The 25,442-nt window shown below is 61.5% G+C and carries 16 protein-coding genes; 6 read left to right on the top strand and 10 right to left on the bottom strand.

Translation table 11 applies throughout. The annotated features are described in order from the left end of the window. The first annotated feature begins 142 nt into the window (after positions 1-142). From PQR53_RS29195 to acnA, 3 genes are read left to right on the top strand one after another with little or no spacing between them, the layout of a single operon-like run. Entirely contained in the window at positions 143-646 is a 504-nt protein-coding gene (locus PQR53_RS29195) for a hypothetical protein (RefSeq protein ID WP_179739536.1), read from the top strand. Positions 647-671: 25 nt separating this feature from the next. Beyond that, entirely contained in the window at positions 672-2,123 is a 1,452-nt protein-coding gene (locus PQR53_RS29190) for a bifunctional 2-methylcitrate dehydratase/aconitate hydratase (RefSeq protein WP_408461863.1), read from the top strand. A 40-nt stretch (positions 2,124-2,163) separates the two neighbouring features. Then, a complete protein-coding gene (acnA, locus tag PQR53_RS29185; RefSeq protein WP_408461861.1) occupies positions 2,164-4,881 on the top strand; it encodes an aconitate hydratase AcnA in 2,718 nt (905 codons plus the stop codon). A 164-nt stretch (positions 4,882-5,045) separates the two neighbouring features. On the opposite strand, the gene PQR53_RS29180 is transcribed toward acnA, so the two are convergent. The 8 genes from PQR53_RS29180 to PQR53_RS29145 form a co-directional block, all read right to left on the bottom strand. After that, positions 5,046-6,044, bottom strand: a complete 999-nt coding sequence (locus PQR53_RS29180; protein ID WP_408461858.1) for a hypothetical protein — start codon at positions 6,042-6,044, stop codon at positions 5,046-5,048. Next, positions 6,041-7,651: an Hpt domain-containing protein gene (locus PQR53_RS29175; protein WP_408461855.1), complete on the bottom strand. Its 1,611-nt coding sequence runs from the start codon at positions 7,649-7,651 to the stop codon at positions 6,041-6,043. Before PQR53_RS29175 ends, PQR53_RS29180 begins: the two co-directional genes overlap by 4 nt. A 120-nt stretch (positions 7,652-7,771) precedes the next feature. Continuing rightward, the gene (locus PQR53_RS29170) at positions 7,772-8,407 is read right to left on the bottom strand and encodes a response regulator (RefSeq protein ID WP_408461875.1); all 636 of its coding nucleotides are present in this window, start codon (positions 8,405-8,407) and stop codon (positions 7,772-7,774) included. A 287-nt stretch (positions 8,408-8,694) separates the two neighbouring features. Next, positions 8,695-9,750 (bottom strand): OmpA family protein, encoded by a 1,056-nt coding sequence (locus tag PQR53_RS29165; RefSeq protein WP_408461853.1) that lies wholly within the window; start codon positions 9,748-9,750, stop codon positions 8,695-8,697. A gap of 187 nt (positions 9,751-9,937) precedes the next feature. After that, entirely contained in the window at positions 9,938-10,777 is an 840-nt protein-coding gene (locus tag PQR53_RS29160; protein ID WP_408461850.1) for an ABC transporter permease, read from the bottom strand. A gap of 24 nt (positions 10,778-10,801) precedes the next feature. Continuing rightward, entirely contained in the window at positions 10,802-12,079 is a 1,278-nt protein-coding gene (locus PQR53_RS29155) for an ABC transporter permease (RefSeq protein WP_408461848.1), read from the bottom strand. Between the two features lie 117 nt (positions 12,080-12,196). Next, positions 12,197-13,246, bottom strand: a complete 1,050-nt coding sequence (locus tag PQR53_RS29150; RefSeq protein ID WP_408461845.1) for an ABC transporter substrate-binding protein — start codon at positions 13,244-13,246, stop codon at positions 12,197-12,199. 168 nt (positions 13,247-13,414) lie between these two features. Beyond that, positions 13,415-14,521, bottom strand: a complete 1,107-nt coding sequence (locus tag PQR53_RS29145; protein WP_408461842.1) for an ABC transporter ATP-binding protein — start codon at positions 14,519-14,521, stop codon at positions 13,415-13,417. 129 nt (positions 14,522-14,650) lie between these two features. Between PQR53_RS29145 and pdxR the strand changes: the two genes are divergently transcribed. Further along, positions 14,651-16,192, top strand: a complete 1,542-nt coding sequence (gene pdxR / locus PQR53_RS29140; protein WP_408461840.1) for a MocR-like pyridoxine biosynthesis transcription factor PdxR — start codon at positions 14,651-14,653, stop codon at positions 16,190-16,192. 13 nt (positions 16,193-16,205) lie between these two features. Here pdxR and PQR53_RS29135 read toward each other — a convergent pair whose 3' ends face one another. Further along, entirely contained in the window at positions 16,206-20,006 is a 3,801-nt protein-coding gene (locus PQR53_RS29135) for a DUF748 domain-containing protein (protein ID WP_408461838.1), read from the bottom strand. Positions 20,007-20,308: 302 nt separating this feature from the next. Then, on the bottom strand, positions 20,309-21,730 hold the full coding sequence (locus tag PQR53_RS29130; RefSeq protein WP_408461835.1) for a DUF1254 domain-containing protein: 1,422 nt from the start codon (positions 21,728-21,730) through the stop codon (positions 20,309-20,311). Positions 21,731-22,024: 294 nt separating this feature from the next. On the opposite strand from PQR53_RS29130, the gene PQR53_RS29125 reads away from it, so the two are divergent. Together PQR53_RS29125 and PQR53_RS29120 are read left to right on the top strand one after the other, a co-directional pair. Then, positions 22,025-22,744 carry an FMN-binding negative transcriptional regulator gene (locus PQR53_RS29125; protein ID WP_408461832.1) on the top strand — a complete coding sequence of 240 codons (720 nt, stop codon included), beginning with the start codon at positions 22,025-22,027 and terminating at the stop codon, positions 22,742-22,744. Positions 22,745-22,882: 138 nt separating this feature from the next. Then, complete coding sequence (locus PQR53_RS29120; RefSeq protein WP_408461829.1) at positions 22,883-25,429, top strand: heavy metal translocating P-type ATPase; 2,547 nt, start codon at positions 22,883-22,885, stop codon at positions 25,427-25,429. Positions 25,430-25,442 lie beyond the last annotated feature (13 nt).

Raw genomic sequence — 25,442 nt, 5'->3', positions numbered from 1 at the left:
TGAGAATTTGAAGTACGTGCCGCTAAATAGGAGAAAATAGCGGTCGCTGTGCGCTTTCGAGGCGCGTGCAGTTCAACTCGCGGCCATCCGGACCGGCCGGCCGCGCACTGTTCAACTGAAACTAGATAGAAAGGTTTTCTCCATGAAAAAGCTGATGATCGCCGCCGTGATTGGCGCCCTGTCCACGACGATGCTGACCGTCGCGACTGACGCCGCCGCGCAAACGGCGACCACCACGAAACCGGCTGCCAAGGCAGTGCCGAAGAAGCCGCAACCGAAGCGCCTGATCAAGCGCAAAGCCAATCCGGCTAAGGAAGCGAAGGTCGACCCGGTGCCGGACGGCTCGGAAAAGTGGTCGTGCAACGAAGGTCTGGCATTCGACCTGAAGGGCGACATGAAGCGTGATCAGATCGTCACGGTTCACTGGGCGAACAAAAACTACAATCTGCCGCGCGAAGCGACCACCACGGGCGCAGACCGCTTCCACGACGCCGCATCGGGTATGGACCTGGTCGTGATTCCGACGAAGGCGATGTTGTTCTCGGATAAGGACAGCTCGCGCCTGGCCGACGAGTGCAAGACGGCAGCGATGTTGCAAGGCGCACCGGCTCCGACGCAATCGAACGCAATCAACAAGAGCAACTAATCCGTTACATCAGGAAAGCTCCCCGATGTCCGCTCCGATTTCCAACGTGCGACCCGACCCGGATAAAGTCCTGGTCGATATCGTCGATTACGTGCTGGATTTTCCGATCGACAGCACGCTCGCGCTGGATACGGCGCGTAACTGCCTGATCGATACGCTCGGTTGCGGACTCGAGGCGCTCACCTACCCGGCCTGCACCAAGCTGATGGGACCGATCGTGCCGGGCACGATCGTCCCCAACGGCGCAAAGGTGCCCGGCACATCGTTCCAGCTCGACCCGGTTCAGGCCGCCTTCAACATCGGCGCCATGATCCGCTGGCTAGACTTCAACGATACCTGGCTTGCCGCTGAGTGGGGTCATCCGTCGGATAACCTCGGCGGGATTCTGGCAACGGCCGACTGGCTCTCGCGCAGTGCCATCGCAGCGGGCAAAAAGCCGCTCACGATGAAAGACGTTTTGATCGGCATGATCAAGGCGCACGAAATTCAAGGCTGTATCGCGCTCGAAAACTCGTTCAACAAGGTCGGGCTTGATCATGTGTTGCTGGTCAAGCTGGCTTCCACCGCGGTGGTCGGCCAGTTGATCGGATTGACGCGCGATGAATTGATCAACGCGGTATCGCAGGCGTTTGTCGATGGACATGCGCTGCGTACCTATCGTCACGCGCCGAATACCGGCTCGCGCAAGTCATGGGCCGCAGGTGACGCGACGTCGCGCGCCGTGCGTCTCGCGTTGATCGCGAAGACCGGCGAGATGGGCTATCCGTCAGTGCTGACGGCCAGGACGTGGGGCTTTTACGACGTCCTCTTCAAGGGCAACGAATTCAGATTCCAGCGTCCGTACGGTTCGTACGTGATGGAAAACGTGCTGTTCAAGATCTCCTTTCCAGCTGAATTCCACGCGCAAACCGCGGCGGAGGCGGCGATGACATTGCACGCGCAACTCGCCGTCAACGGCAAGCGCGTCGAAGACATCAAAAAGATCACGATCCGCACCCACGAAGCCGCGATCCGCATCATCGATAAGAAAGGCCCCTTGAACAATCCGGCCGATCGCGATCACTGTATCCAGTACATGATCGCCGTGCCCCTGATCCACGGCCGCCTGACGGCCGCGGACTACGAAGATTCGATCGCGCAAGACCCGCGTATCGATGTGCTGCGCGCGAAGATGGAATGCGTCGAAGACGCGCAGTTCACAAAGGATTACCACGATCCGGAGAAGCGTTCGATCGCCAATGCACTGACGATCGAATTCAACGACGGGTCGAAGTTCGAAGAAGTCGTAGTCGAATACCCGATCGGTCATAAGCGTCGTCGCGAGGACGGAATTCCGTTGCTGGTCGAGAAGTTCAAGACCAACCTCGCGCGCCGCTTTCCGGTCAGGCAACAACTGGCGATTCTCGACGTGTCGCTGGACCAGGCAAGGCTCGAAGCCATGCCGGTCAATGAGTACGTCGATTTGTACGTCATCTAGTTAAGTACAGTAGTTCCGCGATCAAACCAAGGAAAACACCATGGCCCACAACCTCCACAAAACGCTCAAGGAATTCGACAGCGGTTCCGGCAAAGGCAAGTTCTACTCCCTGCCGCAACTCGGCAAGGCACTGAACATCAAGATCGACCGCCTGCCGGTTTCGATCCGTATCGTGCTGGAATCGGTGCTGCGTAACTACGACGGCAAGAAGATCGCCGAAGAACACATCACGCAACTCGCGAACTGGAAGCCGAGCGCAGCGCGCGTCGACGAAATTCCGTTCGTCGTGTCGCGCGTCGTGCTGCAAGACTTTACCGGCGTGCCGCTGCTCGCCGACATCGCTGCAATGCGCGGTGTCGCGAAACACATGGGCAAGGATCCGAAGTCGATCGAACCGCTGGTCCCGGTTGATCTGGTGGTCGATCACTCGGTGCAGATCGATCACTTCCGCGAAAAGAACGCGCTCGACCTGAACATGAAACTGGAATTCCAGCGCAATAACGAGCGCTATCAGTTCATGAAGTGGGGCATGCAGGCATTCGACACGTTCAAGGTCGTGCCGCCGGGCGTCGGTATCGTTCACCAGGTGAACCTGGAATATCTCGCACGCGGCGTGCACAAGAAGGCCGAAGGCGCGGACACCGTGTACTACCCGGATTCGCTGGTCGGCACCGACAGCCACACCACGATGATCAACGGCATCGGCGTGGTGGGCTGGGGCGTGGGCGGTATCGAAGCTGAAGCCGGCATGCTCGGCCAGCCGGTGTACTTCCTGACGCCGGACGTCGTCGGCGTCGAACTGAAGGGCAAGCTGCGCGAAGGCCTGACGGCGACCGACCTGGTCCTGACCGTGACGGAACTGCTGCGTAAGGAAAAGGTTGTCGGTAAGTTCGTCGAGTTCTTCGGCGAAGGCACGAAGTCGCTGTCGCTGCCGGATCGCGCGACGATCGGCAACATGGCGCCGGAATACGGCGCAACCATGGGCTTCTTCCCGGTCGACGAAAAAACCATCGACTACTTCAAGGGCACGGGCCGCACCGACGCAGAAATCTCCGCTTTCGAAAACTACTTCAAGGCGCAGGGTCTGTTCGGTATTCCGAAGGCTGGCCAGATCGACTACACCAAGGTCGTCACGCTGGATCTCGGCACGGTGACGCCGTCGCTGGCAGGTCCGAAGCGCCCGCAGGACCGTATCGAAATCGGTCACGTGAAGTCGACCTTCAGCGATCTGTTCTCGAAGCCGGTTGCGGAAAACGGCTTTGCGAAGAAGGCCGACGATCTCGAAGCGCAATACACGACGAGCAACGGCGTCGACGTGAAGAACGGCGACATCCTGATCGCTGCGATCACGTCGTGCACGAACACGTCGAACCCGAGCGTGCTGCTGGCGGCTGGTCTGCTGGCCAAGAAGGCAGTGGAAGCTGGCCTGACGGTTGCTCCGCACATCAAGACCTCGCTGGCTCCGGGATCGCGCATCGTCACGGAATACCTGACGAAGACCGACTTGATGAAGTACCTCGACAAGCTCGGTTTCACGCTGGCCGCTTATGGTTGCACGACCTGTATCGGTAACGCGGGCGACCTGACGCCGGAACTGAACGAAGCGATCACGAAGAATGACATCGTCGCGGCAGCGGTTCTGTCGGGCAACCGTAACTTCGAAGCGCGTATTCACCCGAACATCCGCGCGAACTTCCTGGCCTCGCCGCCGCTGGTCGTTGCTTACGCGATCGCCGGCAACATCACGCGCGATCTGATGACCGAACCGGTCGGCAAGGGCAAGGGCGGCAAGGACATCTACCTGGGCGACATCTGGCCGACCAGCGAAGAAGTCAACGAACTGCTCAAGTTCGCGCTGGACGCAGACGCGTTCCGCAAGAACTACTCGGCGCTGACCAAGAAGGGCGACCTGTGGAGCAAGATCGAAGGCGAAGAAGGTCAAGTCTACGACTGGCCGAAGTCGACCTACATCGCTGAGCCGCCGTTCTTCGGCAAGGACTTCTCGATGACGCCGGCCGACAGCATCCCCGCTGTCAAGAACGCACGCGCACTGGGCATCTTCGGTGACTCGGTCACGACCGACCACATCAGCCCGGCTGGCTCGATCAAGGAAGACTCGCCGGCAGGCAAGTGGCTGAAGGCAAACGGCGTGCAGAAGGCCGACTTCAACAGCTACGGCTCGCGCCGCGGCAACCACGACGTGATGATGCGCGGCACGTTCGCGAACGTCCGGATCAAGAACCTGATGATCCCGGTGAAGGCAGACGGTACGCGCGTGGAAGGCGGCCTGACGATTCACCAACCGAGCGGCGAGCAAGAGTCGATCTATGACGCAGCGATGAAGTACATCGACGCGGGTACGCCGACTGTCGTGTTTGCGGGTGAAGAGTACGGTACGGGTTCGTCGCGTGACTGGGCTGCGAAGGGTACGCAACTGCTGGGCGTGAAGGCTGTGGTTGCGCGTAGCTTCGAGCGGATTCACCGTTCGAACCTGGTCGGCATGGGCGTGCTGCCGCTGCAGTTCAAGGGCTCGGATAGCGTGCAATCGCTCGGTATTACCGGCGAGGAAACGTACGACGTCGAAGGCTTGGGCAACGACTTCAAGCCGCAACAGGAAGTGACGCTGGTGATTCGCGGCAAGGACGGCAAGGAGAAGCGCGTGCAGGTTCTGCTGCGTATCGACACGCCGATCGAAGTCGACTACTACAAGCACGGCGGGATTCTGCCGTTCGTGCTGCGCTCGCTGCTGGCTGCTTGAGGTTATTGAGCTAACGGTAGCGGTTGCGGTAGTGCAAACGGCTTGGCTGTTTTGCAGGGGCTGCGTCCTGTGGAGGATGCAGCCGACTTTGGAAGCCCGGCTTTGGCCGGGCTTTTTTTTATGTGTGTCGAGCAGCGTAGGGTTTAGCTGAAAGCCACCTACTTCTACTGTCCGCTGCGGTCGGCGTGGAAGGCGGCGGGATCGTCAGTGATCCGGCGCTGCGTCATGTGGTCGTTCCAGTTGTTGTCGCCGGCCACCGGCACTGCGGCGCGCATGGTCGGGGACGGCCGGTGCTGTTGAGCAGCCCAATTGATCCACGGCGTCACGCTCGACGAAGCGTCGTCATGCGAACGCGACGCGCTCGCGGTCCACTCCGGCTGCGTTGACGGCGCCGGTCGTATCTCCGGACGGGTTGCTCGGCTCAAGGCCACACGTTCGGTAACGCGGGTTTCGCTCAAGCGCCTTACCTTGACTCGATCCCCGGCCTTTTCCGACGACGCTAACGTAGCGTTTCTAGCGGCGGTGACTCGCACGGCCTGCTTCGGCATAAGCGGAACTACCGGCACGGGCTTCGCAACGCGTGGCGCCTCGGCGGCCACCGACATTGCCGGCGCAGCGCTCGCGACCGCAGCAATTTTCGGAGTCGTCGGCTTTTCAAGCGCGACATTATCCACGGCCTTATTCGCAACGATCGCCTTGGAGACCGGCTCCGGACGATCGACACGCGGACTGACCCCCGCCAGAACCGCCGAGGTCACCGCTATCGGTTTCGCCTTTTCCGCGTCTTTTATGGAACACGTCACCAGCAACCACGTCAGCGCGATAGTGCAACCGGCGAAGATAGTCGCTGCCAGCACGTGATCCGAGCGTGACGAAGGCGGCCGACGAGCCGCACTTGCGGCAAGGTAGTGCTTCGCTTCCGCCATCAAGGCGTCAAACTTATGCGTGTCAGTACGTCGCGGCGGCGCCTTGTAGAACAGCACATGCTTGACGCCCGGCGGAAACGGCCTAGCCGACGCCGGAGTTTTCGTTTGACGCACAGCGTGTTGCACCGCGTCACGCAGCACGTTCCGACGCGAGCCGAACGGCGGCGGCAGACCGTCGAAAGGACGCGGCAACGGGATCGTCAGATCACCCTCGATCAGGGCCAACGGTCGAGTCATGACAGGTTGCTCCGGTGTGGGTCGATGGCTGTGTCGAGTTGCATCATTAGCGCTTCGGCGCGCAGTGCGAGCGCGTCAATTGCCCCCGCTTCCGGTTCCGACTGGACCACGCTTGCGCGCCGCAGTGCCTCCATCAGACTGCGCGCGCCGACGAGGCCTACGGCGCCGCTCAATCTATGCAGCACGGTCCGTAAGCTCTTGATGTCAGACTCGTCACGCGAGCGGTCCAGACGCGCCAGGTCATCATCCATCGAACTGCGCCATGCGCCGAGAAACGTGTGGAGATTAATACCCTCTTCAGATAGCGCGTCGAGATAGCGTTGCTCAAAAGGCTCAAATGCGGCGTTCGCGGCAGCTTCCAGCGGCTGCGCGGCAATAGCGAACAGAGACTGCTGTACTCCGCGGGTCGGTTCAGCCGACGCCCCCCATTGCTCGACGGTGAACGGTGCATTGAAGCTCGCGCGAAGGTACGAATCGGCGCCGCTTGTGATTGAGAGCTCGCCTTGCATGCGCTGCGCGAGTATCTGACAGAGCGGCAAGCAAGCATCAATATCGCCAAGCGACTTTTCTGCGGGCGACTCATAAGCAACCGGCCCGAAGAGTTGCAGTTGAGCGGCATACGCGTCGCTTTTTTCGCCGACCTCGGCCACGTCTATAAAAATCCGCTGCGAGCCGGAGTTCAAGGGCTCCGCCCGGACAACGACCGCGATCCCTCCGCGCGTGCTGAAGTGGACCGTACGGTTTAGCAAATAAAAAAAGATCTGACCGAGCCGCGCGCTATCGGCGAGAACCCGGTCGGCCACTGTTTGATCGACGCGCGCGCTCAAGCGCAAACCTCGCTGAGCAGCAGACGGAGACGCCAACGCGATGACGCCATTGATGAGATCGTGCAGATTCGTCACGCTTTCGTCGAGAATGACGGCGCGCGACTCCAGCGGCGAAGTATCGAGCAGGTCACCAAGCGTTTGGACCCACGTTCGAATCGCGGATTGGATCACCGGCATCTGCGTGCGTTGTGCGGGCGGCATTGCCACCACTTCTACCGACTCAAGCAGACCCGCCACCGCAGTCAGCGGCGCTTGCGCGTAGAGGCGCATCGCGCCCAGTAACCACAGCCGCTCCTGGCTGGCAGCAATGCTCGCCTGGGCGGATGCCGCGACCTGTGCGGCCTGCGCCCGCGCTTCGGCTGCATTGCACCGGCGCGACCATTCGCTATCGTTGTGGTGCAGCTTCCGAGCAACACGCTTCAGCGCAGCATGAGACCAGCACGCACCCGCCAGCGCAACAACTGCCGGAGCGGCTAGTGCCAACAGCCACGTCTGGCGCTCGATCGCGGCATCATATGCGCCTGTCGCCGGTTGGCCCGCGGCATAGCGACGATCACTCAGAGCAAGCTCAAGAGGTACGCTGGCAGCTGTCTCGTGAGCGGAATGGAGATCACGGGCCGGTTGCGCAGGTTGCCCAACTGCATCGCGCGCGGCCCGTGCCGCGGCCGGACGCGACTCGTCGACGTGCGGCGCATGCGGCATGCTTTCGGATAACGGAGCAGCATTGGCGCGGATCGGCAGCACGCACAGCAGTGCAAATGCAAAGAGGCAGCCCAACATCGTCGCGAAACGAATCGAAGCGACCCTCGCAGTGCGGGAAAAACTGGGAGACAAGCGCGGCACACGACGCGCGCCTGCTGCAGAACCAGGCAGGCTCATTTTTTTCATAGCCCGCAATACTCAATCGATCAGTCGGTGCAATGAAGCAAACTCGATCAGCGCAGCCAGGGACGACAATCCAAGCTTCTCCTGGATGCGGCTCTTGTAGGTGCTGACCGTCTTGTCGCTGATGAACAGCGCGTCTCCAATTGCCTTGTTCGACATGCCTTTCGAAAGCATCTGCAAAATCACGAGTTCCTTGTCCGATAACTGTGTAAGTCTGTCTTCCTCTTTCTCACCATCCGAATTGGACGAGAATCCACCAACACTAGCGGTTACGGGAAATACAGTGTACCCGGCCAACACGGCCTCCACGCCGCGCATGATTTCCTTCATTTCCTGCGACTTTGCAACAAAACCCTGCGCTCCGGAGCGCATTGCCCGAGGTGCAAACGTGGCCGGATCCTGGCCTGACAATATCAGCATGCGAATCGACGGATGCGCGAGCTTGAGGCGCGGGATGACATCAAGTCCGCTGATACGCGGAATATCGAGATCAAGTATCGCAAGTTTCGGTGCATGCTGACGTGCCAATTCAACAGCAGTTTGCCCGTTGTCGGCCTCAATTACTTCTTCGACACCCAATAGTTGCATGAGCTGCATTTTGATAACCAGCCGAAATGCGGGGTGATCGTCGACAATCAAAATTTTAGACATATATTGTATTCCTAATAAAATTTTCATTTTTGCCACGCCAACGCCCACGGGCAGCACGTCAAAAGAATCCGTATTCGAACAAGAAATCTGCTGCGTTGTCCGTCCAAAATTTCCGGCGCGGATATTTTGCAGAGGGATGCTTGCCCGGCGCGTTGCCGGAAATTACGGCGAAGAAAGATTAAGCGACATGAGATACCACCGGAATATGACGTTGAGTAGTCGAAATGTTGACCGACCTAACGACGACATCATCCGCCGATATCAGGTGTCATCCGATGTACGGCAAGCTACGAGTCAGCCGCCAGGAACTCGATCTCCACCCGCCGGTTAGGCGCAAGACATTGCACCAGTTCGTCGCGCTTTGTTTGCTCGCAAGTGACCACTTGATTCGCACTGCCTTCGCCCAGCGCCTCTATCGGTAATGTCATGCCGTGGACGCGCAAATAGTGCATGACAGTCTGTGCACGCTTTAAAGACAGACTCCGGTTGTAAGCATCGCTGCCGAGCCGATCGGCATAACCTGTGATCTTCAGTTCGCGTATGGCGGGAGCCTGTCTCATGCCAGTCACCACGTCATCGAGGCGTTTCTTGCCGGACGGCAAGATCGCTGCCTCGTCAGCGCCATTGAAGCGGAAGAGGGAGTCCGCTCGCAGCGTAATCCTTTGCGGTACCCGCGCCGGTGCTGCCGACACCGATTTCGCCTGCGAGCATTGCAGCGCCGTTTCCGCTGATTTCCGCAAGTTATCCTGAACCTCCGGCAAGCGCTTTTCAGCGTTCGAGAAACTCCGCGTCCATGCGTCATGTCCAGCTTGCGTCAGTTCGACTTCGGCACACGCAAGCGGCTGTTGCGCCTCAGGACAGTGGGCGATGGCGGGATCGGACTTGATAGTGTTGACGATCTTCCACAGATCAGGGCGCACGCTCGACACAGTGCGCAAGGCTGGATTAGCTGCGGATAATGGCGTGCCCTTTTCAAGGTTCATCGTAATCATTGCGGCCTGGCCGATTGCTTCCTCGACGAAGCCCCAGTGATCGTTAGCCTGCCAGGCCTGTTGGCCTGCGTCTAACCAGCATTGCGCCTTCGCGTGGAAATAGCTGTTTTTGTCGCCCGGTGCTTGATCGAGCCGTTGTTGCAACGATGTCAGCGCGGTGCGGCTGCTGACGATCGGCGCGTAGGTGTCGATCCATTGCCCGTTGACCGCGCCTGCGGCCTCGTTCTGCGAGGTGCCAACGCCAGTTTTCAGCACGGTGGCATCTTCGATGCCGAGCCGCTCACGCGCGGCATGGTCCGCGCAACCCGATAAGGCCAGCGCACATGCGAGGACCGTTAATTGGAATTTCATTGGATTTCTGCGTCGAACGCATCTTCTTTAGGATGGTTCTGAGTATGAAGAGACGCAGCTAGAGGGGGAATGGGAAGATTCTTAGATTGACGTCAGAAAGTTGAGACTTTTGGGAAGACCACGTCAAACGCAGAAAAAGTCCGCATCGGAGAAGGTCGGGACGGCTGTCGTTGATACGGCCTGTCACTCACACCTTCACCGCCCGCGCCGCATTCCGCCCCCGCAGCCATTCCAGTGCCAGCAGCAAGCAAGTCGAAAACACAATCAAAATTGTCGCCAACGCCGCGATCGTCGGGCTGATGTTCTCGCGAATGCCCGTAAACATTTGCCGCGGCAGCGTCGTCTGATCCGCGCCCGCGAGAAACAGCGTCACGACAACCTCATCGAACGAAGTCGCAAACGCAAACAACGCACCTGAGATCACACCCGGCGCAATCACCGGCAACGTGATCCGGAAAAATGTCTTCAGCGGATTCGCACCCAGCGACAAGCTGGCGCGTACCAGGTTGTAATTGAAGCCTTGCAACGTCGCAGCCACCGTCGTCACGACAAACGGCACACCTAGCGACGCATGCGCCAGAATCAGCCCGATATACGTATTCGCCAACCCCAGCGGCGCAAAGAACAGATACATGCCGACGCCGACCACCACCACCGGCACGATCATCGGCGAAATCAGAATCGCCATGAGCAGCGCCTTGCCGCGAAAGTTCGCTTTGGTCAGCCCAATTGCAGCCAACGTGCCGAGCACGGTCGCGACCACCGTCGCCGACGGCGCCACGATAAAGCTGTTCTTCGCGGCCATGCGCCACTCATCGGACGCAATCAGATTCTGGTACCAACGCAGCGACCAGCCCGGAATCGGATACACCAGAAACGTGCTCGATGAAAACGACAAAGGCACAATCGCCAGCACCGGCAAAATCAGATACAGCAGCGTCAGCACGGCCAGCGCGCGCAGGGCGAAGTACCACGCGCGTTCAACCCATGATGTATGCGGCGCGAACAAGGGCTTGGCAAGTTTCATCGCGAGTAAGCTCCGTTCAGGCAATCAGCCAAGGCTGAGTGACGAGCGCGTGAAGCGCCCGTAGATGACATACAGCACGAGCGTCGCGGCGAGCAGCAGACCGCCGAGCGCGCACGCCATACCCCAATTGATCGTCACGTTGGTGAAGTATGCGACGTAGTAGCTGACCATCTGGTCGCCGGGTCCGCCGAGCAGTGCCGGCGTAATGTAATAGCCGATCGCCAGAATAAACACGAGCAGTGCGCCCGCACCGATGCCCGGATACGTCTGCGGCACATACACACGCCAGAATGCGGCGAACGGATGGCTGCCCAGCGAAATCGCGGCGCGCTGATAAGTCGGCGGGATCGACTTCATCACGCTGTACAACGGCAGAATCATGAACGGCAGCAGAATGTGCGTCATTGAGATGTACACGCCGGTGCGGTTGAACAGCAACGCCAGCGGGTCATGCAATAGCCCGCTCGCAATCAGCGCCTTGTTCACCAGCCCCTCGCTTTGCAGAATCACAATCCACGCGGCGACGCGCACGAGGATCGACGTCCAGAACGGAATCAGCACGAGAATCATCACCAGATTCGCGCGACGGTCGGACAGCGTCGAGATCCAGTACGCGAGCGGATAACCGAGGAGTAGCGTGAAAAACGTCACGACCGCGCCGATTACAAACGTGCGGCTAAACACAGCGAGATAGATCTGCTGGTCTGGATCGGTCGGAATGATATGCCCGAACGCGTCCTGTTTGTGGTCCAACGAAGCCAGCAGATAGAACGGCGAATACACCCCTGAATTCTTGGCAATCGCTTGCCAGTAGGTGACGTCATTCCAGCGCTCGTCGAGTTCGACGAACTTCGCGTGAACCTGAGCGGGCGCGAGCGCTAATGGCTTGTTGTTGTCGTCGACGAACGGCATCGCGCGAGCCGACTTCGCGACCAGCGAACGGTAGCCCGGAATTTCGACGTTCAAGCGGCGTGCCAGCGCACCCATGCCGTCGCTATCGGCGACTGCGGCGAGGTCCACCGCCAATGCGGCATACGCCGCGTCAGGAGGCAGCGTCTTGCGGTCCCAATCGCGCAATGCGTGGAGCGTATGCGGCAACGCGCTAACAACTTCCGGATTCTGCGCGGCGCGCGTCAACAACGCACCGATTGGCACGACGAAAATCAGTAGCAGAAAAATGGCGAGCGGTGCGATCAGCAGCAGCGCCATTGCGCGCTTTTTCGCTTCCGCGGCCTTCAGTTCTCGCTTCAGCCGAACACTCGACTCGGGCGTCGAATCAGCGGCGATCGTCATCGTAGTCACGTCCGTCTCCATTGCATCCCACCGTGCGTCCACATCATTCAAATGGACACGCGTCGTCCTGCATCGATACGGCACGACTTCACCAACAAAGAAGCCGTGCCCCTCACGCAAGCCTGCTTACTTCGAAGCCCACGACGAAAACCGCTGCTCCAGCTCATCGCCATGGTCAGTCCAGAACGCGAGGTTCTGCAACACTGCGTTCTTGCCATTCGCCGGCGAGTTCGGCAGATTCGCGAGCGTCTTCGGATCGAGCGCCTTGATCGCCGCCACATTCACCGGACCGTACGCGATGTTATGTGCATAGTCCTGCTGCGGCTTCGACGTAAGCGAATACGCGATGTACTTCTCAGCCAGCGCCTTGTTCGGCGAGCCCTTCGGAATCGCCCAATAGTCGAGGTCGTAGATGCTACCGTTCCACACGACCTTGAGATTCTTGCCTTCCTTCTGCGCGGCATCGATACGGCCGTTGTACGCAGTGGACATCACCACGTCACCCGCAACGAGGAATTGCGGCGGCTGTGCGCCCGCTTCCCACCACTGGATATTCGGCTTCAGTTCGTCGAGCTTCTTGAATGCGCGGTCCTGGCCTTCCTTGGTGGCGAGTACCTTGTAGACGTCCTTCGGCGGCACGCCGTCGGCCATCAGCGCGAATTCCAGGTTGTAACGCGCGCCTTTGCGCATCGCGCGCTTGCCGGGGAATTTCTTCACGTCCCAGAAGTCGGCCCAGCCCGTCGGCGCGGTTTTCAGCTTGTCGGCGTTGTACGCAAGTGCTGTCGACCACACGAAGAAACCCACGCCGCAAGCTTGCGGTGCATCCGGAATCAGATCCGATTTCTTGGCGATCTTCGACCAGTCGAGCTTCTCGTACAACCCTTCATCACAGCCTCGGCCGATGTCGCCCGATTCGACTTCCACCACGTCCCAATTCACATGCTTCGCTTCGACCATCGCCTTAACTTTGGCCTGCTCGCCGTTATATTCGACCGCAGTCACCTTGTTGTTGGTTTGCGTTTCGAACGGCTGGTTGAATGCGACCTTTTGCGCGTCGCCATTCGCGCCGCCGAAATTGACGACCGTCAGTTCAGCTGCATTGACTTGCGCGGCGCCCAGCGCGAGCGCGACAGCACCGACAGCGATGGCGCAGCGCGATTTCCCGATCTTGTTCATGGTGTCTTGCTCTCCTTTGGTGGTGTGCTTTCAACTTCAGCGAACTACGGTACGGCTTGTTATGTGCTGCGGACTCGACCTGCCTGAATTTGATCAACTACGTTGGACCCGCTGCGCCGAACGATCCGCACCGAACGAATTCCGTCGATCGCTTCGCGCCAAACGCCTTCACGCCCCGGCAAAAACCCGCAGGTGTTCCGGTGCGAACTCCAGTGCAACCGGCGCACCAGGCGTGAAGGTTTCGAGTGCACCGGTGCCCAGTGGCACCTTGACGAAGCACTCGTCCTGTTCCGGCAGCCCACAGCGCATGCGTACGTGGTCGCCAAAATAGATCAGCCCGCGCGCTTCGCCGCTTAGTGCATTGGCGCCCGGTCGTGACACGCCATTCATCAGGTTGGCGAGCTTCATGCGCTCGGGCCGGATGCAAGCCACCGCCGGCGTGCCCGCCCGCGCGCCACCGATATTGCGTCCCGTGAGCCGCGTGCCGTCAATCAGATGAAACTCGCAGTACTCGCCATCGACGTTCGCAATCGTGCCGCGCAGCTTGTTGCTGTCGCCGATGAAGTTGGCGACGAACTCGTTGCACGGCGATTCGTACAGACGGTCGACGGTATCGAGCTGCTGCACGATGCCTTTATCGAACACGGCAACGCGGTCGGACATGGTCAGCGCCTCGCCCTGATCGTGCGTCACATAGACGAATGTCACGCCGAGCTTCTCGTGCAATGATTTAAGTTCGTACTGCATATGCTCACGCAACTGCTTGTCGAGTGCGCCGAGCGGCTCGTCCATCAGCACGAGCTTCGGCTCGAAAACCAGCGCCCGCGCCAGTGCAATACGTTGCTGCTGACCACCGGAAAGCTGCGCCGGATAGCGCTTCGCGAAGCTCTCCATGCGCACCATCTTCAGCGCATTATTCGTGCGGTCAGCGCGCTCCTGCGCGGAGAGTTTGCGTACGGTGAGCGGATACGCGACGTTCTGCTCGACCGTCAAATGCGGAAACAACGCGTAGTTCTGAAACACCATGCCGATGTTGCGCTTATGCGGCGGCACGGTATTGAGCAGCGTGCCGTCCAGCCAGATCTCGCCGCCGGTGGGAAATTCAAAACCCGCCAGCATCATCAGACACGTGGTTTTCCCTGATCCCGAAGGTCCGAGCAGCGTCAGGAATTCGCCTTGGTAGATATCCAGATCGAGCTGTTTGACGACCAGCGTTTCGCCGTCGTATGTCTTGCGCACACCTCGAAAGCTGACGATCACGTCATCGGTTTTCATACCTTCGTCTCCTCTGCGGTTCGGCTGGCTCCCCCTGCAAGACAGAGGGATAGCGTCAATTGCGTGGCTCACTATAGTCCCTTACGGTTCTACAATATGGAACCATTTCATTATTCCGGATAGAACCACTTGGACACCGTGATCTTGTCGGATTGGCTCGCCGCGCGGCTCGATCGCGCGGCCGCTGAACCGGTCTACAGACAGACCTTGCGGCTGATGCAGCAGGCCATCCTGACCGGCCAACTGCCGCCTGGCACCAAGTTGCCGAGTTCGCGCACGCTCGCTGAAGACCTCGGCATCGCGCGCAATACGGTGCTGCACGTCTACGATCAGTTGACCGCCGAGGGCTATGTCATCTCAACCACCGGCAGCGGCACGTATGTCGCCGACACGCGGCCGGACACGGCGGCAGTGAATGGGCGCAAGAAGCCGGCGGTGGCGAGCGTGGATGAGCACGAGGAAGCGGCCCAGAAGTCGCCAAAACGAGATCTCGGCGACCTCTCCACGCGCGGACGCCGGCTGATCGATCAGGCAGGCGTCTCCGCCAAACAGTGGGGGGCGTTCATGCCGGGCGTGCCCGACGTCGCCGAGTTTCCGGCGCGCACCTGGAGCCGCTTGCAGGCGAAGTTGTGGAAGGAAGCCAACCCCGATCTGCTGACTTATGCGCCCGGCGGCGGCTATCGGCCACTGAGGCGCGCATTGTCCGATTACCTGCGCGTCGCGCGCTCGGTGAATTGCACGCCCGATCAGATCATCATCACGACCGGCATTCATCAGTCGATCGATCTGGCGGTGCGTTTATTGACCGACGTCGGCGATCGCGCATGGGTGGAAGAGCCGTGCTATTGGGGCGCGCGCAGCGTGCTGCAGTCGTCGGGAATCACCTTGGTGCCCGTGCCTGTGGACGACGAGGGCCTCAACCCACGCGAACAGGATCTGCAGCAGCCACCGCGATTAGCGCTCGTCACGCCGTCGCATCAATATCCGCTCGGCATGGTGATGAGTCTCGCGCGCCGCCGCACGCTGCTCGAATACGCGCGCCGGCACAACGTCTGGATTATCGAGGACGACTACGACAGCGAGTTCCGCTACGGCAGCCGACCGCTAGCATCGTTGCAAGGACTCGACGACGCTGGCCAGGTAATCTACGTTGGCAGCTTAGGGAAGATGCTGTTTCCCGGTTTGCGGATCGGCTACATGATCGCGCCGGAGCATCTGGTGGATACGTTCCGCACGGGCGTGGCCGAGTTGTATCGCGAGGGACAATTGATGCAGCAAGCAGTGATGACCGACTTCATCATGGACGGCCATCTCACGTCGCACGTTCGCCGTATGCGTGCACTCTACGGCGAGCGCCGGCAGATCCTGATCGACGCGATCACCGCGCGTTTCGGCAACGAACTCCCGGTGATGGGCGACGAAGCCGGGCTGCATCTGGTGCTCGGCCTGCCAGATCATGCGAATGATCGCGCGGTAACCGCTGCGGCCTACGACGCCGGTGTGATCGTGCGGCCGCTCGCCGCTTACTACAGCAGCGAGACGCCCGCGCGGCGCGGACTATTGCTGGGATACGCCTGCGTGGCGAACGAGAAGATCGGTCCGGCGTTCGACACGCTCGCGCGGGTGATCGAGCAAACGGTGTTGAAGAAAAGGCCTACGCGCGCCGCCTGAGCGCGCACCCCCATCACTTCAGGCCGAAGTCGACCCGCGTCGTCGCGCCCTTGTCCTTGATTCCATCCGCATTCAGCTTCGGCGCGACGATAAACACGCGGCTGCTGTCGATCTTGCCATCGAAATACTGCTGCACCGCCTGCGCCCGTTGCTGCGCGAGCTGACGCAAGCTGGCGTCGTCGATCGGAGCATTGGCGGCGAGTGCGCTCCTCATCTCGTCGTCCGGCAGGCCCTTGGTCAGGCCGACAAAATTGCGCGGCTTCTTGAAGTCGGCCGACTTGTAGGCCTTGCTCAGGTACTTGTCGTATTCCTTCGGATCAACGGTCACAGTCGACAGATCGACGCTCTCGCCGTTGCCCACCACGTCTTTGATCTTCTGCTGCTTGACCTGGCGTTCAACGTACTGCGCACGCAAACCGGGTTCGTCGACAGCCGGATCGACACGGCCGATCAGGTCGATACGGATTGACGATTTGTCAGCCAGTGCCTTCACGATCGTGTCGAGCTTCTTGTCGGCGGCATCCGAAAGTTTCGCTGAACCCGGCTCGAATTCGACGTAACCCAATTCCTCACCGTTGCCGCCGAAGGCGTTGGCGATCAGCGAGAACGGCGCGGTCACAGCCTTCTGCAAGAGATTGAGCACGGCATGCCAGATCAAGCCGCCGATGCTGAATTCCGGATTCGACAACGATCCCGACACCGGCAGATTCACGTCGATTTCGCCGCGCGAGTTTTTCAGGAGCGAGATCGCGAGCCGCACCGGCAGCTTGGTCGCCGTATCGTTCTCGACGTGATCGCCGAATGTGAGCTGGTCGATGAAAATATGATTGTTCGCGTTCAACTGATCATTATCGAGCTTGTAGTGCAGATCGACGTTCAGCTTGCCCTTGGTGATCGGATAGCCGGCGTATTTCGCCGAATAGGGCGTGAGATTGGTGAGCTCGATATCGTGCGCGCTCGCGGTCAGATCAAGCGCCGGTTTCGCGATCAGCGGATTGACCGTGCCGCGAATCGACAGCGGACCATTGGCGGCCAGCTTCGCGGCGATGTCGACAGGCGCGGAGGTGGTCGATTGCGTGCCGAACGCACCGACTGTGCCTTGAATGCCAACCAGGTTCGCCGTGAAGTTCGGCCTGATGAAGTTGTCGGTGTACGTCACGCGGCCCTGTTGCAGCACCAGTTGACCGAAGTGCAGTTTGACCGGGCTTTGCGGCGGCGTAGCGGCGGTCACCGTGGCCGGCGTTGCAGAAGATGCGGGAAGCGGGGCGGATGCCACCACGGGCGCAGAAGCGGCCTCTGGCGTCAACGGCACCGGCTCGTGGCCGCTCTTGTCGCGCGTCAGCGATTGCGCGGCGCCGCTTTCATGCGCGACCACGTCTTTTAGATTCAGCTTGCCTTGCGCGTCGAGCAGCACACGCCCATAGAACTTAGTGAAGGTGACGCGGCCCGCATCGACCACCGTGCCGTGTTCGTCGTAGTCCGCCTTCAGATTAGTCAGCGCGAGCGAACCCCAACCCGCGAACGGGTCGGACGTCGCCTTGTCGAGCATGCGTACGTCGACGAGCGCCACGTCGCCGCGGTACGTCGCCTTGAGCGCCTTCGCCTGGCTCAGTGCGAGGTCGCCGTTCGCATTGAGCAACGCGCTCGCGATCAACGCATTCAGCTTGCCGCCGAAGTACGGTTCAAAAGCCGCCGCATCCAGACGGTTCGCGTTCACCTTGACGGCCACCTTGAGCGGCGTGGCCGTGACATCGCCTTTTACGCCGAGCGTGCCTTTCTTGTTGAGCGTGGCTTGCAGATCGATCGGCAGCGGCTTGCTCAGATCGTCGCTGATCTGCTGCACTTTCAGTTGCAGCGGCGTCACGCTCAGCTTCACTGGCCGCGGCGTGGTGTTGTCGGTGAAGTTGGCACTCGCGTCTTTCAGGTTGAGTTCGCCGATCTTGTAATGCCACGCGGGCCCTTCGGCTTGCGCCTTCTTCACCGCATGGATCGCCGTGCGCTGCTGCTCGGCCTGATGCGGACCAGCGAGCGCGGCGAGGTCGATACTGCCGTCTTTCAGACGCTGCGCGTTGACCACGAGGCCAGTCGTGTCGACGCCGGTGATGTCGGCAGTACGTCCCGCGACGTCCACCTGCTTGACCGTCACCGTGCCTTGCGCGAGCGAGACCACCGGAGTCGTGTCGCCGCGTGCCGCGAGTTTGAGCGACTGTAGATCGAGTTGCGTGTCGGTGACCATCACAGCGGCGGGGGACTTCGACCAGTTCGCGCCGATGTTCGCGTTGGCGGACAGCGCGCCGTCCACCACCTGCGCGGCCGTTGCGGTGTCGAGATACGGTTGCAGCAGCGGCAACTTCAATGACTTCAGATCGAGCTTCGCACTGGCCGTCTTCGCGACGAGGCCGAACGCACCCGCCGCGCCGAGCGAACCGCCCGCATCCTTGAAGCCGGTGTTCAGCGTGTAGTGCGCCGGCGCGGTGGCGAGTGTCGAGAAATCGGTCAGCGTGACAGCCAGTTTTTGCAGGCCAAGGTCGACCGGCCGCGAAGCGGCTTCATCGTGAATACTCACGGTGCCGTCGTTGAGCGCGAAACGCTTGATCGACAGATCCAGAGGCTGTGCGGTCTTGTCCGTGGCGCTCGCACCGGATGCAGCGACGGGTGCGCTGGCGGCGTTTTGAGCCGTCGTGGCCGCAGAAGCGGGCGCCGCGGAAGCAGACGCCGCTGCCGACCTGGAAGCCTTCGCAGCGGGCGCGGGCGCGAACATCTTCTCGACACTCAACACGCCGTCTTTATCACGCGCGAGATTGGCGCTTGGCGCGTCGATGCGAATATCGTCGAAGTGATACAGGCTCCTCAACGGCTCGAGCGTCGCGGCCGCCACATGCACCGCGCGCGCCGCGAAGAATGGCGCCTTGCCTTGGTCGCGCACGTCCACATCGTTCAAATCGACCGTGCCCGCCACGCGCAACGAAGGGGCATCATTGGAGACCACGAAGTTGAGCTTGAGATCGGTGGACAGCTTGCCGCTCTGCACGATCACGGGCAGCTTGGTCGGCACATAGGACATCAGACGCGGCACGTCGAGCCCATCGAAACGCAACGACACTTCCGACTCGCGCGACGCTGCAAACGGCTTGGTCTTGCCGTCGATAGCGAGCGGACTACCGTCAATGCGCGCACGCAAAAGCGGCTCGACGAAGATGTCGGTTTTCGAAGGCAGCGTGGCGATGAATGGAATGCCGAGCTTCCATTGATCGATCACATGGGTTGCGCCGAGCAGCTTGTCGTCGAACGTGATCTGGCCGTTTTCGAGGCGGATGTTCGACACCGAAAACAGCGTCGGCTTGCTATCGGGCTTGGCCGGCTGCTTCGAAAATTTTTCGATCAGATCGGTGAAATTGAAGCGCTGCGCGTCGTAGCGCACGATATGAAAACGCGGCGAATCGAGTTGTACTTCGTCGATGATCGGCGCGGCGCGAAACAGCGAGCTCCACGACGGCTGCACGATGAGCCGCGAAATATCGACAAAATCGCCCGCGCCGCCGCGCTCGCCAATATGCACGCGATCAGCTTCGAATCTAAGCGTGTACGGATTCAGCGCAATGCGCCCTATCGTGGCGGGCCGGTCGAGTTGCCTGCTGAGTTGCTGCTCGGCGACGTGGCGAATCAACGGCGGCGCCGCGAAAAAGCCCAGCAGACCGAACAATACGAGAAAGATCAGCACACCGGTGATGACACGCCGGGTACGGCGTGACTGCGCGACGTCGCGCACGGTCTGCATGGAAGAGGCGAATGATGCTTTATTGAGGCTTGCCATGCTCGGTCTTGGGTAATGCGGCGGCAAGCCCGCCGCGAAACGAAAATCCCGCAAGCGGCAGTATAAGTGGTGAATCTTACGCGGCATAGAAATGTAAGCCGGAGCTTACACATTGTTGCGCGTTACAGCACCGCATGTCCGCCGGCACGAAGCGGCGGACATGGGGCTGAGTTATGCCGAGTTATGCGTTACTCATGCATTGCTGTCACAACAGTGACGCATATCACTGTCGCGTCCGCCGATGCATATCACCGACGCGTTTTATTGGCGAACTTCATAGACACACTTCGGTGACGCGCACTTCATTGCCGAACCACCGCCGGCGGTTGCCAGCTGCCGTCGGTAGCTTGCGGCTTCGGCGCATACAAACGCAGCATCAGTTGCAGATCGGCGCGCGGCGCCGGCAACCAGTTGCCGCTCTTGCTGCGCGCCGACGACACCATGACGTCGAGTGACCCGTCGCGATTGCGGCGCGCACCGTTGCGATCGCCGACCGCCAGACGCGCCGGCGCGCTTTCCCCTAACGCGCCGTCCTTCGTGTAAGCGGTGATCGACCAGAAGCCGCGTACCGGCGGCAACTGATTCGGCGCGAAGTGGATCAGGTAGCGGTTCGCGCCGTTGAGCGCATGACCGTCGCTGTCCTGGGTGACAATCGCGCGCACTTCATCGTCCTTCGTGCCGATGCCCGGTGTGTTCGCAGCGGCGTAAGCGCGCATTGCGTAGTCCGGGCCGTAGTTGCCCACGCCGTCGCCGAACCAGCTCCAGCCGTTGCCGCTCAGCAGATTGGACGGCGGCGTGACGACGCGCTCGTGGCCGTCGGCCAGGCCCGCGGCGATTGCCTCGGGCGCGCTCGGCAGCTTCACCGGATCGCCAGGCGTCACACCCAGGTCCGAGAGGATTTTCAGCGCATGCGGATCTGCCGGTGTCGGCGGATTGTCAGGCAAGGCCTGCGCGAGCTTGCTGAAGAAGCTGTTCGCGTCGAGCGCGGCGACTTGCGCAGGCGGCGTGCCGGAAGCGGCCGCGGCGGCGACATCGGCGGCGTTGCTGCGCGGCGGCGTAATCGACGCCACGCGCGTATCGCCGGCATAGACGCTCAACGGCGCGACGCGGATGGCGCGTTGCAGCTTGCGCACCGCCGTCAGGTCGCGGGTACCGTTCGACTGGATACGCACACTCACCCAGGCGTTACGGGTCGGCACGTCGACGCGCTTCGCGCCTTTGGGCAGATCGCCCTGCCAGCCGGGGCCGACGAAGGCAATCGTCTGCGCCTTGATACCCGCTGCGCGGGTGGCAAACTGCGAGCCGGTCGACCACACCACGTTGGTCCACATGTCGAGGACACGGGCGTCCACGTAGCGGCCATGCGAGTCGGGCAACGACACGATCACCGGCTCGCTGCCGAGGTCCAGCCAGCCGGTCGAGTCGAGCGTGTCGAGACTGGGCCGCAGCGGATTGGCTGCACCGATTGGCGGCAAGGCCTGCGCGTTGCGCAGCGTATTGACCGGCGCCTGGCCCGGATCGGTGCCGACCGCCGCGTCGCGCGCGACACCCATCAGCACCAGCGGATAGCCGAACACATAGGAATCGGCGACTTCGTCCTTGATCCAGCCAGTGGTTTTTTGCGTCGTGGATGGAGTCGACGCACAGCCAGCCAGAAATGCGAGGCCTGCGAGCGATGCGCAGGTCCAGTGAAGCGAAAACAGTTCTTGGCGATTTTTTATCATTCGTTCAGGTGGCGGAACGTCGGTCCTAAGGGAGACGTCGGTGCGCAGCGAAACCTGTTTGCGTGGCCTCCCTAAGCCGAGCGCAGCCAGTCCGCGGCTTGCGATGCCGACAACATCGGGTTGTATCGTATCCTTGCTCACCAGGCAAGCGCAAAGGCAGCAATAGCGCGTTGTAATGCGCGCGCGAACACCGTTGACAATAAGCTTGACGATTCTTGTCACTTCCGTGCTGGGTCTTGCCTTGCTGGCCGCCCTTTCCGACCACCCGCCGATTTTTTGTCTCCGGAGTGCTTTATGTATATGCCTGCCCATTTTGAAGAGAACCGCCCAGAGGTTCTCCATCGCCTGATTGCCGAGCAGCCGTTCGGCGCGCTGATTACCCAGGGACCGAATGGGCTCGATGCGAATCATTTGCCGTTTGAGTTCGACGCGAAGCCAAGCCCCGGAAGGGATGACGCGCAGCGCGCCGCCGGCGCCGACCCGGCGCTCGCTTCGGCAGGAAGTGGCGCGCCCGCGCATGCCCACGGCGTGCTGCGCGCTCACGTGGCCCGCGCCAACCCCGTCTGGCAGGAAGTCGCCGCCAACCCGGAGACCCTCGTCATTTTCCAGGGGCCGGCCGCCTATATCTCGCCGACCTGGTATCCGAGCAAGCACGCGACACATCGCCAGGTGCCGACTTACAACTACATGGTCGTGCACGCGCATGGCCGGATCGTCGTGCGCGAGGACGAGGCATTCTTGCGTGGCCTCGTCGCGCGGCTCACCCGCAAAATGGAAGCGGGCGAAGCGGTGCCGTGGAAAATGGGCGACGCGCCGGCCGACTATATCGCCCAGATGCTTGGCGCGATCGTCGGCCTCGAGATCGAGATCACACGACTGGTCGGCAAGTGGAAACTCGGCCAGAACAAGGAAGCCGCCGACCGGCGCGGTGCGGCCGAAACGCTGCTGGCGCGCGCCAGCGACGAACAGAAGGCAGTAGGTCAGGCCATGCTGGACGCGCCGCCCGCGTTCTGAGCCTATTTTCGACCGGCGTATTTTGTGGCCGGTGGCGGCGCTTGAGCTCGCCACAAAAACGTCCTTGACCTTCCCATCATGGGAAGGTCGATACTGGACTCATGATGCGGCCCGATGCCGCTATGAGCCCTGCTGACCATGACCGAACTTGCCTCCCCACTGCGTCCCGCGGACGCCACGTCCTCCAGAACCACCGAACTCGACATCGGCGGAATGACCTGCGCCTCGTGCGCGATGCGCGTGGAGAAGGCGCTGGCCAAAGTGCCGGGGGTCACGCGCGCGTCGGTGAATCTGGCCACGGAAAAAGCCAGCGTCGACAGCGATGCTGCCGTCGACCCCGACACGCTCGCCAGTGCCGTGCGCAAGGCGGGTTACGAGGCGACGCCGGCCGCGCTTCCAGACTTCACCCCAGCGCAAGCGCCGCAGGTCAAGGAACTGGCGATTGGTGGCATGACTTGCGCGTCATGCGCAACGCGCGTCGAGAAGGCGCTCGCGAAGGTGCCGGGCGTCGCCGGTGTGTCGGTGAATCTGGCGACCGAAACGGCAACCGTCAATTTCAGCGAGTCGGGCTCGGACGCAAATACCGATGCAGACACGCTGGTCGCAGCGGTCAAGAAGGCCGGCTACGAAGCAACGTTGATTTTGCCGCCCGAGGCGTCGGCGTCGGCGTCGGCCGACAATGCCACCGCTGCCAACGCCGCCGACAGCAAACGCATCCAAACCCGCCGCGAACTGGCAACGGTGCTCGCCTCCGCCGTGCTGACGCTGCCGCTCGTCCTGCCGATGGTCGGCGAATGGTTCGGCATGCACGCGATGCTTTCCCCGTGGCTGCAATTCGCCCTTGCCTCGATCGTGCAGTTCGTGTTCGGCGCACGCTTCTATCGCGCGGCCTATCGTGCGGTGCGGGCCGGCGCCGGGAATATGGACTTACTGGTGGCGCTCGGCACGTCGGCGGCTTATGGGATCAGCGTCTATCAATTGGCCACCCATCCGGGCGACATGACGCGTCTGTATTTCGAAGCGTCGGCGGTGGTGATTACGCTGGTGCGTTTCGGCAAATGGCTCGAAGCGCGCGCCAAGCGCCAGACCACGGATGCGATCCGCGCGCTCAACGCGCTGCGCCCCGATCGCGCGCGAATCCGCGTCGGCGCGGAGGAACGCGAAGTGCCGCTCGCGCAGGTGCGGGTCGGCACGGTGGTGATCGTGCGCCCCGGCGAACGCGTGCCGGTCGACGGCGCGGTGCTCGAAGGCCGTACCCATATCGACGAATCGCTGATCACCGGCGAAAGCCTGCCGGTGCCGAAACAGGCAGCCGATCCGGTTACCGCCGGTTCGATCAATGGCGAAGGCGCGATTGCGGTGACGACCACCGCGATCGGCGCGGAAACCACGCTCGCGCGCATCATCCGTCTCGTGGAAAGCGCCCAGGCCGAGAAGGCGCCGATCCAGCGTTTGGTCGACCGGGTCAGCGAGATCTTCGTGCCGGCGATCCTGGCGATTGCGGCGCTGACGCTGGTGGGCTGGTTGATTGCCGGCGCCGGCGGCGAAGCGGCGATTCTGAATGCGGTCGCCGTGCTGGTGATCGCCTGCCCGTGCGCGCTTGGACTGGCGACGCCCGCGGCCATCATGGCCGGCACCGGTGTCGCCGCGCGGCACGGTGTGCTGATCAAGGATGCCGAGGCGCTGGAAACCGCGCATCGGGTGAATATTGTTGCGTTCGACAAGACCGGCACGCTGACGGTCGGGCGACCCTCGGTGACGGCGTTCGAGGCGATCGGCGATATGAGACGCGATGAGGCATTGGCGCTCGCCGCGGCCGTACAGCGGCATAGCGATCATCCGTTGGCGCGGGCGGTGGTGAAGGCGTATGACGGAGTGAAGCTCGCGGCAAAGTCGCCGATTACAACCCTCACAGCAAACGCCGCGCGCGCGGTGCCCGGACGAGGCGTGGAAGCCGACATCGACGGCCGTACGCTGGCGCTCGGCAGCACGCGCTGGCTCAACGAACTCGGTATCCCGTTGCCACCGCAACTCGCCCAGCGCGCAAAACAGCTCGAAGCCGCCGGCAACACCGTCTCCTGGCTGATGCAGCGCGCGCCGCTTGCACCGGTCGCGCTCGCCCTGATCGCTTTCGGCGACACGGTCAAACCGAACGCCCGCGCGGCCGTCGAACGGCTCGCCCAGATGGGCATCAAAAGCGTGCTCGTCACCGGCGACAACCACGGCAGCGCGGCGAGCGTCGCCAAGGCACTCGGCATCGACGAATTTCACGCCGAAGTTCTGCCTGACGACAAGGCCCGCGTGATCCGCGACCTGAAAATTCGCAGCGCCGGCATCGTCGCGATGGTGGGCGACGGCATCAACGACGCTCCCGCGCTCGCGGCCGCCGACATCGGCATCGCCATGGCAACCGGCACCGATGTCGCGATGCAGGCGGCCGGCATCACGCTGATGCGCGGCGACCCCGCGCTGGTGGCGGACGCCATCGATATTTCGCGCCGGACCTGGCGCAAGATCCAGCAGAATCTGTTCTGGGCGTTCGTCTATAACCTGATCGGCATCCCGCTGGCCGCGTTCGGTTTGCTGAATCCGATGCTGGCCGGCGCGGCGATGGCGTTTTCGAGCGTAAGCGTCGTCACCAATGCGCTTCTGCTGCGCACCTGGCGCGGGGCGTCGGCGCGTTGATGCGTTGACGCCC

The organism is Paraburkholderia fungorum (assembly GCF_046027605.1).
Lineage (GTDB): Bacteria > Pseudomonadota > Gammaproteobacteria > Burkholderiales > Burkholderiaceae > Paraburkholderia > Paraburkholderia fungorum_F.
This window is presented reverse-complemented; position numbering and strand designations above follow the sequence as displayed.